This window comes from Enterobacter sp. 5-4 (assembly GCF_000612205.1).
In the GTDB taxonomy this organism is placed as follows: Bacteria; Pseudomonadota; Gammaproteobacteria; order Enterobacterales; family Enterobacteriaceae; genus Enterobacter; species Enterobacter roggenkampii.
On record NZ_JFHW01000017.1, the window covers coordinates 13696 to 28261 of the forward strand.

Genomic DNA, 14566 nt, shown 5'->3' on the forward strand with positions numbered 1-14566 from the left:
GGCACAGCTGTTAATGCCGCGTAAGCAGTTGGTTCATTATAGTTAATTAAATGATATTGAAAATGATTATCAATGCCGTAGTTTTTATAAGGTTATTCATTTTTTGACCAACGCCGGAATAGTGAGTGGGTTCAGGGCGTTAATGAACTTCTAGCGCCTTATTGCCTGCCGCAATCTCCTCCCTGCTGCTGAGCGTAAACGCCGACACCACCGTAATCGCCAGCACGAAACAGCCCAGCATCAGGTACGTCTCCTGGAAACCGATCCGGTCATACATATTCCCGGCAAACGCGGAGAGGAAGATTGCCGCCGACTGTTTCGCGAACTGGAAGCCAATCAGATAGATAGTCGCCGAAAGACGCGTATCAAACACCCCGGTGATGTACTTGAAGGCCCCCACCAGCAGGAACGGCACCTCCAGCGCGTGCAGCATCTTCAGGGCAATCACTTCTACGGCGGTGGTGGCAAACGACGAGCCGATAATGCGCGTCGCCATAATCACCCCGGCGATCAGCAGCGTGTTTTTCGCGCCGATGCGGTTAATGATCCACGGTGAACAAAACATGATGATCGCATTGCAGATTTCCCCGGCAGTGGTCGCAAAACCAAAGGCGCGAGTGCCCTCCTGCGGCGTGGCGAAGAACGTTTTGAAGAAGGTAGCAAACTGCTGGTCGAAGACGTCGTAGACGCAGGCCACACCAATCACATACAGAATAAACATCCACATTCTGCGCTGACGGAACAGGCTAAAGACCGTTTTCGCGGTGATCTGCGGCTGGTTGGCACCCAGCGCATTCATCACCTGCGCCGTCTGGTTGGGTCTTGGCTTTGCGACCACCAGCAACAGCATCAACAGCAGCGCCGCCCCCGAGCCCATCCAGAAAACATACGACGGATCGATGCCGAACAGGATCCCGCCCGTGGAGGCGCACAGCCCCCAGCCGAGGCAGCCAAACATGCGCGCCTTGCCGTACTCAAAGAAACTGTTACGGCTCACGCGTTCAATGTAGGCCTCAATGGCTCCTGAGCCCGCCGAAAAGACAAAGCCGATATAAATGCCGCCGCTCAGCGCGCCCAGCCAGATGTTGGCTTTCAGTAACGGCGCAAAGACGTAGAGGAAGAAAGGGGCAAACAGGAACAGCAGCACGGAGATGATCCACAGCAGGTGTTTTTTCAGCCCCAGTTTATCCGAGATCACCCCAAGCACCGGCTGGAAGGCAATGGCCGAGAGTGAGATGCAGGAGAAGACGATGCCGGTATGGGTTTTATTGAGGCCGATGATATCCGACAGCCAGATCGGCAGGAACGGAAAGCAGGTGGCCATGATGAAAAAGTAGAGAAAGAAGAACAGCCCGAAAATCCAGAAATTAGGGTTGTCTTTGTGGGTACAGGTTGTTGTGTTCATTATTTTTATCCTCAACGGAGGGCCAGTTTCCCGGCCCGTCACCTTTACACGCGTTCCACGCCAATCAGGATGGCGCTTTCCGGATCGAGAATCGGCAGCGCAATGCCCGCCTGCATCAGCCACTCACCGCTCGCCGTTTGCGGGGCCTCCATCCATGCCGGCAGCTTGCGCATGGTATGGCCTCCTTCACCGGTGATGTGAATATCAGGGTGATCGAGCAGCGAAATACGATACTGCGCGCTGGCCTCAAGCCCCGGCATGCGCAGCGGCATCATCAACGTGTAGTCCGGCATGGCGAGCTGGCTCACGATAAACAGTCCCTGCGTTTTATCTTCGCTCACAATACCCTGTGCCAGCGTAGTGGCATCCGGCATATCCACGCGCCAGTGGATGCCCTGATGGATAACCTCGCGCCACTGCTTATACAGCGCGGCGTAACGGCGATAACCTTCGCGCTCCTGCTCATCAACGGTGAGGGGATCCAGTTCCAGCCCCATATGGCCAAACAGCGCCGTCAGACCGCGAAATTCAATGCTGTGCTGGCGGAAGGTGGCGTGACATTTATGATGACCGATATGCGCCCCCATCACCTCCGGCGGGAAGAAATAGCTCATGCCGCGCTGGATAGCGTTGCGCTCCAGCGCATCGTTGTTGTCCGAGGCCCAGAAGCGGTGGCAGCGCGTCAGCACCTCATAATCAATTCGCCCCCCGCCGGAGGAGCAGGATTCAAATTCGACGTGCGGGAAACGCTTGCCCAGCACGTCCAGCAGGCGATAAAACTGGCGGGTTTGCGCGTCGGCGGCGGCCTTCCCGTCGTGACCCGGCTGCACCAGCTCACGGTTCATGTCCCACTTCACGTAGTCGACCTCATGTTCACCCAGAAGCCAGCTCATGCGCTCCACCAGGTAATCAAACGCCTGCGGAATGTTCAGGTTAAGCACCAGCTGGTGCCGCCCGGTATGTTGCCTGTAGCCGGGCAACGCCAGCACCCAGTCGGGATGCGCACGATAAAGATCGGAATCCGGGTTAATCATTTCCGGCTCAACCCAGATGCCAAACGCCATGCCGAGCTGTTTCACATGGCTGATGACCGGCGTGAGGCCGTTCGGGTACTTCTTCTCGTCCAGATACCAGTCACCCAGCGCGGCGTAGTCGTCGTTGCGACCTTTGAACCAGCCGTCGTCGATGATAAAGCGCTCCACGCCCAGCGCGGCCGCCTCGTCGGCCATGCGCATGATGTAGTCCGGGTCGTGATTAAAGTAGATGCCTTCCCAGGTATTGAGGTGAACCGGGCGCGGTTTGTTTTCGGGGAAGCGGATAACGTTGTCGCGAAGGTAATGGTGAAACTGCTGGCTCATGCCGTTCAGGCCCCGTGCGGAGTAGCTTGCATACAGGCGCGGCGTCCAGAGCGTGTCGCCCTCCTCAATCGCCATTTCGCCCGGCAGGTAGAGGGCTTCAGCCTGCAGATAGCGGCGGCCGTCGGTTTTGGCTTCCGCACGCAGGCGGTGGTTGCCGCTCCAGCCCAGATGCACGCCCCAGACGTCGCCGTGCATTTCGCTGAACGACGGCGTACCCGAAATCAGCGCCGGGAAGTGTTCATGGGAGGTTTTACCCCGGCGGTTTTCAATCACAAAGCTGTCGTGTTCAAGCGTCACGCGGTGCGGCTGAAATTCCCGGATCCAGCGTCCGTGGAAGGCCATCACCTCCCGTGCGCGTTCGGCCACGGGTAGCGTTATGGCAAAACGGTCCACCTGCCACGCCTGCGCTTTCAGGTTGGTTAAACCGTGACGCACCGCCAGCACGCCGCTGTCATCCAGCGCCAGCTCGCTGGTCAGCCGCAGGCCCGCATGTTCATCTTCTGCCGTAATCGTCAGGGTTTGCCCCTGCTGCTGGACGTCTGTGGTGCTAAAGAGAGGTGAACCGTCCAGGCCCAGACGATGCCCTTCAATACCGGGCGACCCAAACAGGCCGTGCCCCAGCTCGGCCATCAGCGTGACCGGAGAATCCACATCCAGCCTGCCGTTGGCAACCGGCCGGGAAAGGGTTTCTGCATTCTGCGGCGAAAAGTACTGAAGATGCGGCCCCCAGTAGATAATTTCGGCGAACGGGTGCGTTTTTATCACCACATCCACCGTCGCGCTTTCGAGTCGTAAAATGGAATCTTGCATCAGACATCTCCTGTCATGGGATGCCTTGAGTTTTGATCCGAAACGTTTCGGATACAAACCAAAACGTTTCGGATTTGTGATCGGGTTTAGAAAATGGAGAGATTCAGGCCGTCTGGCCGGGAGAGAATTCGGGCTGCCAGAGCACCTGGAGCTGCTCAATCGCCTCGCCGTTGATCAGCTGGCGAACCATATCGGCAATCTGTTTCCCGACGCCCTGACGGGTGGACTGGATCACTGCCGCCACGTCAGCGTCGACGATGCTGTCCTGCGGAAGCCCGTCATAAACCACCAGCGCAACGGCGTTCTCGCCGGTCAGGCGGCCCAGCTCCGCCAGCGCCATCGCCGCGCCGTCGCCGTGAGTGTTGCAGTCGGTAATGATGGCCGTGGGCGGCTGCGATAGCGAGAGAAGCTCTTTCGTGGTGGCATACCCCACCCGGCGTGAAGGGGGCATGGCGCGCAGCCATTCGCTGGAAAGCCCGGCTTCCCGCAACGCGTCCAGATAGCCCTGACGGCGCTGGGTGATGAATGCCTGATTGTTGCTTTCGCCCAGCAGGGCAATGCGCTGATGGCCTTTTCCGATCAGCCAGCGGGTCGCATTGTACGTACCGGCATAGTTGTCGAAGTCGAACCACGCGTACGGCTGCGGTAGCTGGCTGCGCCCGAGCGCCAGGAAAGGAAAACCGGCGGCCTGCAGTTGCTCAAGACGGGGATCGCGATCCAGCGTGTGGGCCACGATCAGCGCATCCACGCGGCGGCTTTGCACCATGCGCATGTAGCTGTGCTTATCCGCCAGATCGTCGTCTGCAATGAGCAGCAGGTCGATTTCATGTCGCGCCAGTTCGTGGCTAATTTCGCCGACCATGTCCATAAATACGCTGTTATTGAGCGGAACAGGATGGACCGGGAACACCAGCCCAACGGCGTCAATTTTGCCCATCTTCAGGCGGCGGGCGAAGGTGTTCGGTCGGTAACCACGGCGCTGGGCCTCTGCTTCCACGCGAGCGCGCGTCTCGGCGGAGACGTCGTCATATCCGTTGAGGGCGCGGCTGACGGTGGTGACTGACAGCCCCAGTTCTTTGGCAATGGCTTTAAGCGACATGAGTTTCCGTATCTCTGTTAGTTTTGTTCCGCCACCAGCAGCGCGTAAGTGTCTGGCTCCAGGGCCTTAAAGATATGCGGCTGATCGGCGGGATAACAAATGTAATCCCCTGCGCCGAGCTCTTCCGCCGCGTCGAGCAGGCCGACCAGCGCCCGCCCCTGCGTCACAATAATATGTTCAACCGAGCCCGGCGGATGCGGCTGAGAAAGACGGTCTGCGCCCGGTTGGGTCATCAGAAGATAGACATCGCGGCGCGCGCCGGGAGGGCATGCCGCCAGTAAAATGGCTTCATAGTTAGCCTCTCCGGCGACCACTTTTGTCCCTTCTCCACGGCGGATCACCTGCGTGGTCGGTAGCTGCGGCTCAAGCAAACGGGCGAAAGGAATATCCAGCGCCACGCAGAGCGACCACAGCGTTTCCAGGCTAGGGTTACCGTTGCCGGACTCCAGCTGGGAAAGCGTGGATTTTGCGATCCCGGCACGGCGGGCAATTTCCGCCAGTGAAAGCCCGGTTCGCAGGCGTTCTCGCACCAGACTTTTGGCGATCAGGCTGATCGGCTGCGTCATATAACGGCCTCTTGTTCTATAAAACGAACGAATCGTTCGTCTTGAAAATCAGTTTCGTTGCGTTCATTATAATGGATACACGTTCGATATGGCTAAAATTGTATGAAGCATCATCTCTCTTGTCTGAAAGGCGACACCATAAAAGCAATCATTCTGGTCTGCCTGGCGGTGGGCGTGGTCGGGATGTCCTACGGCTCGCTGGCGATGGCCTACGGTTTCCCGGTCTGGGTGCCGTTTGTGCTCTCCATTACCGTGCTGGCGGGCGCGTCTGAGTTCATGTTTATCGGCATCGTGGCGAGCGGCGGCAATCCGCTGGCGGCCGCGGCGGCAGGTTTGCTGGTCAACGCCCGGCACGTGCCGTTTGGCGTGACGGTGCGTGAGCTGGTGGGCAAGCGCGGTCTGAGCCTGCTGGGCTGCCACATCATGAACGATGAAAGCGTGGTGTTTGGCCTGTCGCAAAAAACCGCCGAGCAGCGTAAAGCCGCCTACTGGCTGTGCGGCTTAGGCGTCGCCCTCGTCTGGCCGCTTGGCGCACTGCTGGGGGCCATGGTCGGCAAATTGTTGCCCGACCCGGAGACCATCGGGCTGGATGCGGTATTTCCGGCCATTCTGCTGGCATTAGTGGTTCCCGCATTTAAGAACCGTACCACGCTGATCCGCGCCTGCAGCGGCGCCGTGTTATCGCTGGCCGCCGTACCGTTTGCCCCGGTGGGATTACCGGTACTGCTCTCTTTACTCGGTCTTGCCGCGAGGAAAAAATAATGGAAAACATGACGGTCTTTATTCTCGGCATCGCCATTCTTTCTGCCGGAACCTATTTAATGCGCCTTGGCGGCGCCAAACTCGGCAACCGGCTGGCGCTGTCGGAGCGTTCTCAGGCGCTGCTGTCAGATGCGGCAACGGTATTGCTGTTCTCCGTGGCGCTGGCGACCACCTTTTATGAAGGAGACCACTTCGCGGGCATGGCGCGCGTGCTGGGCGTGGCGTTTGCGGTGTTTTTGGCCTGGCGGAAAATGCCGTTAATCGTGGTCATTGTGGCCGCGGCAGTGGTGACGGCATTGCTGCGCGTAGCGGGCATAAACTAAAAAAGCGCCCCGGGGGCGCTCTTTCGACGGTGTGACTCGCTTATTTGTTCAGTTCAGCAGTCATGTGTACGCGGTTACCGGTGAATGCCTGGGTAATTTTGTACGAAGACGCGCCCGCTTCCTGAGCCTGAGCCGCGATTTTCGCTTCTGCACCATCAATGGTAGAGGCGGTTGCGGTCACAGTCTGCGCAGCGAAAGAACCGAAAGAAGTAGCCAGAGCGATTACAGCGACAAAAGTTTTGATGCTTTTCATAATATAAACCCATTCATTAAGTTGTTCAGGTAAGGCACCGTGCCTTGATGAGATAAATACTAGACCTCATCGCGAACAACTAAAAGCGGAAGGATTTGCTATTATCATTCAAAATTACTGATTAACTATTAATCGCTGTGGATGGGTATAAATTGTCGCCCTTCCCGGCTTGCAGAAACCCACCAGCGTCAGGTTGCAGCGCTCGGCCACCTCCACCGCCAGCGTCGTTGCCGCCGACACGGCAAACAGGATCTCCACCCCGCACATCGCCGATTTTTGCACCATCTCATAGCTGGCGCGGCTGGAAACGAGCGCGGCGCCCTGCTGCCAAACCTCACTTTCACGTGCACGACGACCGAGCAGCTTATCCAGCGCCACATGGCGGCCCACGTCTTCATGCCCGCCGGCAATCTCTCCCGACGGCAATACCCACGCCGCCGCGTGCGTGCAGCCGCTGAGCTGGCCGATAGGCTGTACATCGTTGAGGTGCTCAAGCGCAGGGTCGAGGTGCGCCAGATTAAAGGTCTGAGTAAACGGCAGTGGTGAAACAGGTTTGCCAATATCGTTGAGCTGCTCAACGCCGCACACGCCGCAGCCGGTACGCCCGGCCAGCGCGCGGCGGCGCTCTTTCAGCCCCATAAAGCGGCGGCTGGAGAGCTCGATTTGCACTTCCAGGCCGTTGCAGGCCTGCACCACGTCCATGCCATAGATATCTTGCGGATGCTCGATGATGCCTTCCGAGAGGGAAAAACCGATGGCGAACAGCTCAAGATCTTTCGGAGACGCCATCATCACCACATGCGAGATGCCGTTGTAAACGAGCGCAACGGGCACTTCTTCGGCCAGAAAATCGGGTATGGCATCGGTTATGTGGGGCGGTCGGTGTACCGACAGTTCCACAATGCCGGCAGGCAGGGGTGACGAGTGGGGATCACGGTTTTGTTTAGACACAGCGGTATTCCTGAACAACCACGGAAGCGAGCGTGCTATTGCAGCATAAACCACAGGCTGTACGCATAGTATGGATCAACTTTTCGACAACCATTCTCCTACTCATTTAGCAGGGGTGCAACCTGCCACCGGCTACACCGCTTTAACATGCAGAGCTGTTAACGTGATCAATATCACACTTTATAATCAACATGGTGATAATACGTTCACTTTGTATTAACGCCATTAGAACAGCTGTACCGACAATGTGGTATTCTGATGATATCCCTCGTGGAATTGAGGGATTAACGCAAATTTTTTCCTTTGCGGTCATTCTTCAACCGCGAAGTCAAAACTACATATGTAAGCAATGTCGAAACAAGGAGTGACCCATGCAGGTCAGCAGAAGGCAGTTCTTTAAGATCTGCGCTGGCGGTATGGCAGGCACCACGGCAGCGGCACTGGGCTTTGCGCCCGGCGTAGCGCTGGCGGAAACGCGGCAGTATAAACTGCTGCGCACCCGTGAAACCCGTAATACCTGTACGTACTGCTCTGTCGGTTGCGGGCTGTTGATGTATAGCCTCGGCGACGGTGCTAAAAACGCCAAAGCGTCTATTTTCCATATCGAAGGCGACCCGGATCACCCGGTTAACCGCGGCGCATTGTGCCCGAAAGGGGCCGGTCTGGTGGACTTTATCCACTCCGAAAGCCGCCTGAAATTCCCTGAATACCGCGCGCCGGGTTCCGACAAATGGCAGCAAATCAGCTGGGAAGAGGCGTTTGACCGCATCGCTAAACTGATTAAAGAAGACCGCGATGCCAACTTTGTTGAGAAGAACGCCGACGGCGTCACGGTCAACCGCTGGCTCTCCACCGGGATGCTGTGTGCCTCTGCCTCCAGCAACGAAACCGGTTATTTAACCCAGAAATTTACGCGCGCACTCGGTATGCTCGCGGTCGACAACCAGGCGCGTGTCTGACACGGACCAACGGTAGCAAGTCTTGCTCCAACATTTGGTCGCGGTGCGATGACCAACCACTGGGTCGACATCAAGAACGCCAACCTTATTGTGGTGATGGGCGGTAACGCCGCTGAAGCGCACCCTGTCGGGTTCCGCTGGGCGATGGAAGCCAAAATCCACAACGGCGCGAAGCTGATTGTGATCGATCCCCGCTTCACGCGTACTGCGTCAGTGGCGGATTTTTACACCCCTATTCGTTCAGGTACTGACATCACTTTCCTGTCAGGCGTACTGCTGTACCTGATGACCAACGAAAAATACAACCGCGAATACACCGAAGCCTATACCAACGCCAGCCTGATCGTGCGTGAGGATTACCACTTCGAAGATGGTCTGTTTAGCGGTTACGACGCCGAAAAACGCAAGTACGACAAAACCAGCTGGAACTACGAGCTGGATGAGAAAGGTTTTGCGAAGCGTGACACCACCCTGCAACACCCGCGCTGCGTGTGGAACCTGCTGAAAGAGCACGTCTCCCGCTACACGCCGGAGGTTGTCGAAAACATCTGCGGTACGCCGAAGGCGGACTTCCTGAAGGTGTGCGAGCTGATTGCCGAAACCAGCGCGAAAGACAAAACCGCGTCGTTCCTGTACGCCCTCGGCTGGACGCAGCACTCCATCGGCGCGCAGAACATCCGCACCATGGCGATGGTTCAGCTGCTGCTCGGCAACATGGGAATGGCAGGCGGCGGCGTGAACGCCCTGCGCGGTCACTCCAACATTCAGGGTCTGACCGACCTCGGCCTGCTGTCTCAGAGCCTGCCGGGCTACATGAACCTGCCAAGCGAGAAACAGACCGACCTGCAAACCTACCTGACGGCCAGCACGCCTAAACCGCTGCTTGAAGGCCAGGTGAACTACTGGGGCAACTATCCGAAGTTCTTCGTCTCGATGATGAAAGCGTTCTTCGGCGACAAAGCGACGGCGGAAAACAGCTGGGGCTTTGACTGGCTGCCGAAGTGGGACAAAGGCTACGACGTTCTGCAATATTTCGAGATGATGCACCAGGGCAAAGTGAACGGCTATCTGTGCCAGGGCTTTAACCCGGTTGCCTCGTTCCCGAACAAGAACAAGGTTGTTGAGTCGCTGTCGAAGCTGAAGTTCCTGGTGACGATTGACCCGCTCAATACCGAAACCTCGACCTTCTGGCAGAACCACGGTGAATCGAACGACGTCGATCCGTCGAAGATTCAGACCGAAGTGTTCCGTCTGCCATCGACCTGCTTTGCGGAAGAAAACGGCTCTATCGTCAACTCCGGGCGCTGGCTGCAGTGGCACTGGAAAGGCGCGGACGCCCCGGGCATCGCCATGAACGACGGCGAGATCCTGGCCGGTATCTTCTTACGCCTGCGTAAGATGTATGCGGCTGAAGGCGGCGCGAACCCTGAGCCTGTGCTGAACATGACCTGGAACTACTCGACGCCGGAAAACCCAGCGCCGGAAGAAGTGGCGATGGAGAGCAACGGTAAGGCGCTGGCGGACGTTATCGACCCGGCCACCGGCACCGTGCTGGCGAAGAAAGGCGATCAGCTCAGTACCTTCGCGCACCTGCGTGACGACGGCACCACCTCCAGCGGCTGCTGGATCTTTGCCGGTAGCTGGACGCCGAAAGGAAACCAGATGGCCAACCGCGATAACGCCGACCCGTCGGGTCTGGGCAATACGCTGGGCTGGGCATGGGCGTGGCCGCTCAACCGCCGTATCCTCTATAACCGCGCGTCCGCTGACCCGCAGGGCAACCCGTGGGATCCGAAGCGTCAGCTGCTGAAGTGGGACGGTGCGAAATGGGGCGGCGTGGATATTCCGGACTACAGCACTGCCGCACCAGGCAGCGATGTCGGACCGTTTATCATGCAGCCTGAAGGGATGGGGCGTCTGTTCGCTATCGATAAGATGGCGGAAGGTCCGTTCCCGGAACACTATGAGCCGTTTGAGACGCCGCTGGGCACCAACCCGCTGCACCCGAACGTGGTTTCTAACCCGGCAGCCCGTATCTTCAAGAGCGATTTTGAAGCGCTGGGTAAAAAGGACAAGTTCCCGTACGTGGGCACCACTTACCGTCTGACCGAGCACTTCCACTACTGGACCAAGCACGCGCTGCTTAACGCCATCGCGCAGCCGGAACAGTTTGTGGAGATCGGCGAGAAGCTGGCGAACAAGCTCGGCATTGCCCATGGCGATACCGTGAAGGTCTCCTCTAACCGCGGCTACATCAAGGCCAAGGCGGTGGTGACCAAGCGTATTCGCACGCTGAACGTTCACGGTCAGCAGGTGGATACCATCGGCATCCCAATTCACTGGGGCTATGAGGGCGTGGCGAAGAAAGGGTTTATTGCGAACACCCTGACGCCATTCGTCGGTGATGCGAACACGCAGACGCCGGAGTTTAAGGCCTTCCTCGTGAACGTGGAAAAGGTGTAACGGAGACGACTTATGGCTTATCAATCTCAAGACATTATCCGTCGTTCCGCGACTAACGGTTTCACGCCCGCGCCTCAGGCGCGGGACCACCAGCAGGAAGTGGCGAAGCTTATCGACGTGACGACCTGTATCGGCTGTAAAGCCTGTCAGGTGGCCTGCTCTGAGTGGAACGACCTGCGTGACGAAGTGGGTCACAACGTCGGGGTGTACGACAACCCGGCAGACCTGACCGCCAAGTCCTGGACGGTGATGCGTTTCTCGGAAGTGGAGCAGAACGACAAACTGGAATGGCTTATCCGCAAAGACGGCTGTATGCACTGTGCGGATCCGGGCTGCCTGAAGGCATGTCCGTCAGAAGGGGCTATCATTCAGTATGCCAACGGCATCGTCGACTTCCAGTCCGAGCAGTGCATTGGCTGCGGCTACTGCATCGCGGGCTGTCCGTTCGACGTACCGCGCCTGAACCCGGAAGACAACCGCGTCTACAAATGCACCCTGTGCGTGGACCGCGTTACCGTTGGCCAGGAGCCTGCATGCGTGAAGACCTGCCCAACCGGCGCCATCCACTTTGGTTCTAAAGAGGATATGAAAACGCTGGCGGCAGAGCGCGTGGGCGAGCTGAAAACCCGTGGTTACGACAACGCGGGCCTGTACGATCCGGCCGGGGTAGGCGGTACGCACGTGATGTACGTGCTGCACCACGCCGACAAGCCGAACCTGTACCACGGCCTGCCGGAGAACCCGGAAATCAGCGCTACCGTGAAGTTCTGGAAAGGCATCTGGAAACCGCTGGCAGCGGTGGGCTTTGCTGCCACCTTTGCAGCGAGCATCTTCCACTACGTCGGCGTCGGTCCGAACCGCGCGGAAGAGGAAGACGACAACCTGCATGAAGAGAAAGACGAGGTGCGCAAATGAGAAAACGTGACACCATCGTGCGCTACACCGCGCCGGAACGCATCAACCACTGGGTCACCGCCTTCTGCTTCATGCTGGCGGCGATAAGCGGGCTGGGGTTCTTCTTCCCGTCCTTCAACTGGCTGATGCAGATCATGGGGACACCACAGCTGGCGCGCATCCTGCACCCGTTTGTGGGCGTCATCATGTTCGCGTCGTTCATCATCATGTTTTTCCGCTACTGGCACCATAACCTAATCAATCGGGATGATATCTTTTGGGCGAAGAATATTCGTAAGATCGTCGTCAACGAGGAAGTGGGTGACACCGGGCGTTATAACTTCGGCCAGAAATGCGTATTCTGGGCGGCGATTATCTTCCTGGTCCTGTTGCTGGTCAGCGGCGTGATCATCTGGCGTCCGTACTTTGCGCCTGCTTTCTCAATCCCGGTGATCCGATTCGCGCTGATGCTGCATTCATTTGCCGCAGTGGCGTTAATTGTGGTTATCATGGTGCATATCTACGCCGCCCTCTGGGTGAAAGGCACCATTACCGCGATGGTGGAGGGATGGGTCACCAGCACGTGGGCGAAGAAACATCACCCGCGCTGGTACCGTGAAGTCCGCCAGAAACAGGAAAAGTCATCTGAATGAGTATTCGCATAATCCCGCAAGATGAGCTGGGGTCGAGCGAGAAACGCACGGCGGATTATATTCCGCCGTTGTTATTCCCCAGACTCAAGAACCTCTACAACCGCCGCGCAGAGCGTCTGCGCGAGCTGGCAGAGAACAACCCGCTGGGTGATTTTCTGCGCTTTGCCGCGCTGGTCGCCCACGCGCAGGAAGTGGTGCTGTACGACCACCCGCTGCAAATGGACCTGACCGCGCGGATCAAAGAAGCCAACGCGCAGGGTAAGCCGCCGCTGGACATTCACGTCCTGCCGCGCGACAAGCACTGGCAAAAGCTGCTGCATTCGCTGATTGCCGAGCTGAAGCCGGAAATGAGCGGCACCGCGCTGGCGGTCATTGAGAATCTGGAAAAAGCCTCTGACCTGGAGCTGGAAGAGATGGCGAGCGCGCTGTTCGCGTCCGACTTCTCGCTGGTCAGCAGCGATAAAGCGCCGTTTATCTGGGCTGCGCTGTCGCTCTACTGGGCACAAATGGCAAGCCTGATCCCGGGCAAAGCTCGCGCCGAATACGGCGAGGCGCGCCAGTTCTGCCCGGTATGCGGCTCTATGCCGGTATCGAGCATGGTGCAAATCGGCACCACTCAGGGGCTGCGCTACCTGCACTGCAACCTGTGTGAAACCGAGTGGCACGTGGTGCGCATTAAGTGCAGCAACTGCGAGCAGACCCGCGATCTGAACTACTGGTCGCTGGAAAACGAAGACGCGGCGGTGAAAGCCGAAAGCTGCGGCGACTGCGGCACCTACCTGAAGATTCTCTATCAGGAAAAGGACCCGAAAGTCGAAGCGGTGGCCGACGATCTCGCCTCGCTGATTCTGGACGCAAAGATGGAGCAGGAGGGCTTTGCCCGCAGCTCGATCAACCCGTTCCTGTTCCCGGGTGAAGGGGAGTAATTCCCTGTGACAGTGCCGGGCAGCGCGTGCTTGCCCGGCCTGTAATTCGACAGCAATACCCGCCGCCTTTCATGCCAGATACTCTCCATTCTCGTTGAGAGACGCGTTACCGCCTTTGCGAGCCGCTTTCCAGGTTGTTGCCTTCAACACTATTCTTGTTTTCTTTTGAATCAAACCAGGCTATAAAACTGTTCATCCATACAGTAAAAGGGATTATTCATGGCGCTGGAACAGGGTATTGCACAGCTGGTTCAGGGATTTATCGCTGCAGGGCGGCCCTCGTCACGTCGCCAGAGCATTGAGGTGCGACGAGCAGGCTATATTGCCAGCACAGGGCTTGCCGGGGAGACCGAAACGCGCGTTCAGGTGGAGACGCTTGTTCTTGAGGGTCTTACCATTCGGGTATTTTCACCTCTCAATGCGCCTGAACTATTGCCTGCTGCCATCTACTACCACGGCGGATGCTTTATCAGCGGCGGCTTTGATACCCATGACAACCAGCTCCGTCAGTTAGCCTGCTACGGCAATTGCCGGGTGGTTGCGATTCAATACAGGCTGGCGCCGGAGCATACCTTCCCCGCCGCACATGACGATGCGGAAAGAGGTGCAGATCTGGTCTGGCAATATGCGGATAAACTGGGCGTGGATAAAAACCGGATCACCTTTTGCGGAGACAGCGCGGGGGGACATCTTGCGCTGGTAACGGCGCTGCGGCTTAAGGCTAAAGGGCTCTGGCAGCCTGTACAGCTTATTCTTATCTACCCCATGCTCGACGCCACGGCCAGTTTTGAAAGCTATACCCTCAACGGCCTGGATTACGTAATTACTCGCGATACCCTGCTGAGCGGCTATGAAATATATCTGGCTGGAGCCGACCGTAAGCATCCTGAGGTTAGCCCGCTGTGGCGAGAAGACTTCAGCGGCCTGCCAGCTGTCCATATCGTTACCGCTGAGTACGATCCGTTATGCGATGAAGGCGAGGCACTGTTTCAACGCCTCACGGAGCAAGAAGTGACGTGTACCGCTCAGCGATGGCTGGGAGTAATACATGGCTTCTTCCAGCTTGGTGGAATTAGCCAATCAGCGCGAGATGTTATGCGGGATATCGCCGGGCGGATTCAGCACGCCCGGGGAGCGTAAACAG

The 14566-nt window shown here is 57.7% G+C and carries 13 protein-coding genes; 7 read left to right on the plus strand and 6 right to left on the minus strand.

What is annotated here, in order from left to right:
- Window positions 1-139: 139 nt before the first annotated feature.
- The 4 genes from AA74_RS0110000 to AA74_RS0110015 form a co-directional block, all read right to left on the minus strand.
- A complete protein-coding gene (locus tag AA74_RS0110000; RefSeq protein ID WP_021242800.1) occupies window positions 140-1405 on the minus strand; it encodes an MFS transporter in 1266 nt (421 codons plus the stop codon).
- 44 nt (window positions 1406-1449) lie between these two features.
- Entirely contained in the window at window positions 1450-3573 is a 2124-nt protein-coding gene (locus AA74_RS0110005; RefSeq protein WP_025912305.1) for an alpha-galactosidase, read from the minus strand.
- Between the two features lie 103 nt (window positions 3574-3676).
- Window positions 3677-4672: a LacI family DNA-binding transcriptional regulator gene (locus AA74_RS0110010; RefSeq protein ID WP_023293607.1), complete on the minus strand. Its 996-nt coding sequence runs from the start codon at window positions 4670-4672 to the stop codon at window positions 3677-3679.
- A gap of 17 nt (window positions 4673-4689) precedes the next feature.
- Complete coding sequence (locus AA74_RS0110015; RefSeq protein WP_021242797.1) at window positions 4690-5238, minus strand: helix-turn-helix domain-containing protein; 549 nt, start codon at window positions 5236-5238, stop codon at window positions 4690-4692.
- A 102-nt stretch (window positions 5239-5340) separates the two neighbouring features.
- Between AA74_RS0110015 and AA74_RS0110020 the strand changes: the two genes are divergently transcribed.
- Entirely contained in the window at window positions 5341-6000 is a 660-nt protein-coding gene (locus AA74_RS0110020) for an AzlC family ABC transporter permease (RefSeq protein WP_023293608.1), read from the plus strand.
- Window positions 6000-6323 (plus strand): AzlD domain-containing protein, encoded by a 324-nt coding sequence (locus AA74_RS0110025; RefSeq protein WP_021242796.1) that lies wholly within the window; start codon window positions 6000-6002, stop codon window positions 6321-6323. Before AA74_RS0110020 ends, AA74_RS0110025 begins: the two co-directional genes overlap by 1 nt.
- Before the next feature lie 40 nt (window positions 6324-6363).
- Here the strand turns inward: AA74_RS0110025 and AA74_RS0110030 are convergent, their stop codons facing one another.
- Window positions 6364-6576 (minus strand): DUF1471 domain-containing protein, encoded by a 213-nt coding sequence (locus AA74_RS0110030; RefSeq protein ID WP_008501827.1) that lies wholly within the window; start codon window positions 6574-6576, stop codon window positions 6364-6366.
- 114 nt (window positions 6577-6690) lie between these two features.
- A complete protein-coding gene (gene fdhD, locus AA74_RS0110035) occupies window positions 6691-7527 on the minus strand; it encodes a formate dehydrogenase accessory sulfurtransferase FdhD (protein ID WP_023326326.1) in 837 nt (278 codons plus the stop codon).
- Window positions 7528-7898: 371 nt separating this feature from the next.
- On the opposite strand from fdhD, the gene fdnG reads away from it, so the two are divergent.
- The 5 genes from fdnG to AA74_RS0110065 all read left to right on the plus strand — a co-directional run bounded on the left by fdnG (window position 7899) and on the right by AA74_RS0110065 (window position 14562).
- Window positions 7899-10949: a formate dehydrogenase-N subunit alpha gene (gene fdnG / locus AA74_RS0110045; protein ID WP_088728449.1), complete on the plus strand. Its 3051-nt coding sequence runs from the start codon at window positions 7899-7901 to the stop codon at window positions 10947-10949.
- A gap of 12 nt (window positions 10950-10961) precedes the next feature.
- Window positions 10962-11864 (plus strand): formate dehydrogenase subunit beta, encoded by a 903-nt coding sequence (gene fdxH, locus AA74_RS0110050; RefSeq protein WP_008501831.1) that lies wholly within the window; start codon window positions 10962-10964, stop codon window positions 11862-11864.
- Window positions 11861-12496 (plus strand): formate dehydrogenase cytochrome b556 subunit, encoded by a 636-nt coding sequence (gene fdoI / locus AA74_RS0110055; RefSeq protein ID WP_008501832.1) that lies wholly within the window; start codon window positions 11861-11863, stop codon window positions 12494-12496. Before fdxH ends, fdoI begins: the two co-directional genes overlap by 4 nt.
- Window positions 12493-13422 (plus strand): formate dehydrogenase accessory protein FdhE, encoded by a 930-nt coding sequence (fdhE, locus tag AA74_RS0110060; RefSeq protein ID WP_025912306.1) that lies wholly within the window; start codon window positions 12493-12495, stop codon window positions 13420-13422. The genes fdoI and fdhE overlap by 4 nt, the downstream gene beginning before the upstream one ends.
- A gap of 219 nt (window positions 13423-13641) precedes the next feature.
- Entirely contained in the window at window positions 13642-14562 is a 921-nt protein-coding gene (locus tag AA74_RS0110065) for an alpha/beta hydrolase (RefSeq protein WP_025912307.1), read from the plus strand.
- Window positions 14563-14566 lie beyond the last annotated feature (4 nt).

Excerpts from the sequence above, each read along its gene's own strand:
- AA74_RS0110020 (WP_023293608.1), top strand. The coding sequence starts at position 5,341 with ATGAAGCATCATCTCTCTTGTCTGAAAGGCGACACCATAAAAGCAATC.
- AA74_RS0110010 (WP_023293607.1), bottom strand. The coding sequence starts at position 4,672 with ATGTCGCTTAAAGCCATTGCCAAAGAACTGGGGCTGTCAGTCACCACC.
- AA74_RS0110030 (WP_008501827.1), bottom strand. The coding sequence starts at position 6,576 with ATGAAAAGCATCAAAACTTTTGTCGCTGTAATCGCTCTGGCTACTTCT.
- fdoI (WP_008501832.1), top strand. The coding sequence starts at position 11,861 with ATGAGAAAACGTGACACCATCGTGCGCTACACCGCGCCGGAACGCATC.
- fdxH (WP_008501831.1), top strand. The coding sequence starts at position 10,962 with ATGGCTTATCAATCTCAAGACATTATCCGTCGTTCCGCGACTAACGGT.
- AA74_RS0110025 (WP_021242796.1), top strand. The coding sequence starts at position 6,000 with ATGGAAAACATGACGGTCTTTATTCTCGGCATCGCCATTCTTTCTGCC.
- fdhE (WP_025912306.1), top strand. The coding sequence starts at position 12,493 with ATGAGTATTCGCATAATCCCGCAAGATGAGCTGGGGTCGAGCGAGAAA.
- AA74_RS0110000 (WP_021242800.1), bottom strand. The coding sequence starts at position 1,405 with ATGAACACAACAACCTGTACCCACAAAGACAACCCTAATTTCTGGATT.
- AA74_RS0110065 (WP_025912307.1), top strand. The coding sequence starts at position 13,642 with ATGGCGCTGGAACAGGGTATTGCACAGCTGGTTCAGGGATTTATCGCT.
- AA74_RS0110005 (WP_025912305.1), bottom strand. The coding sequence starts at position 3,573 with ATGCAAGATTCCATTTTACGACTCGAAAGCGCGACGGTGGATGTGGTG.
- AA74_RS0110015 (WP_021242797.1), bottom strand. The coding sequence starts at position 5,238 with ATGACGCAGCCGATCAGCCTGATCGCCAAAAGTCTGGTGCGAGAACGC.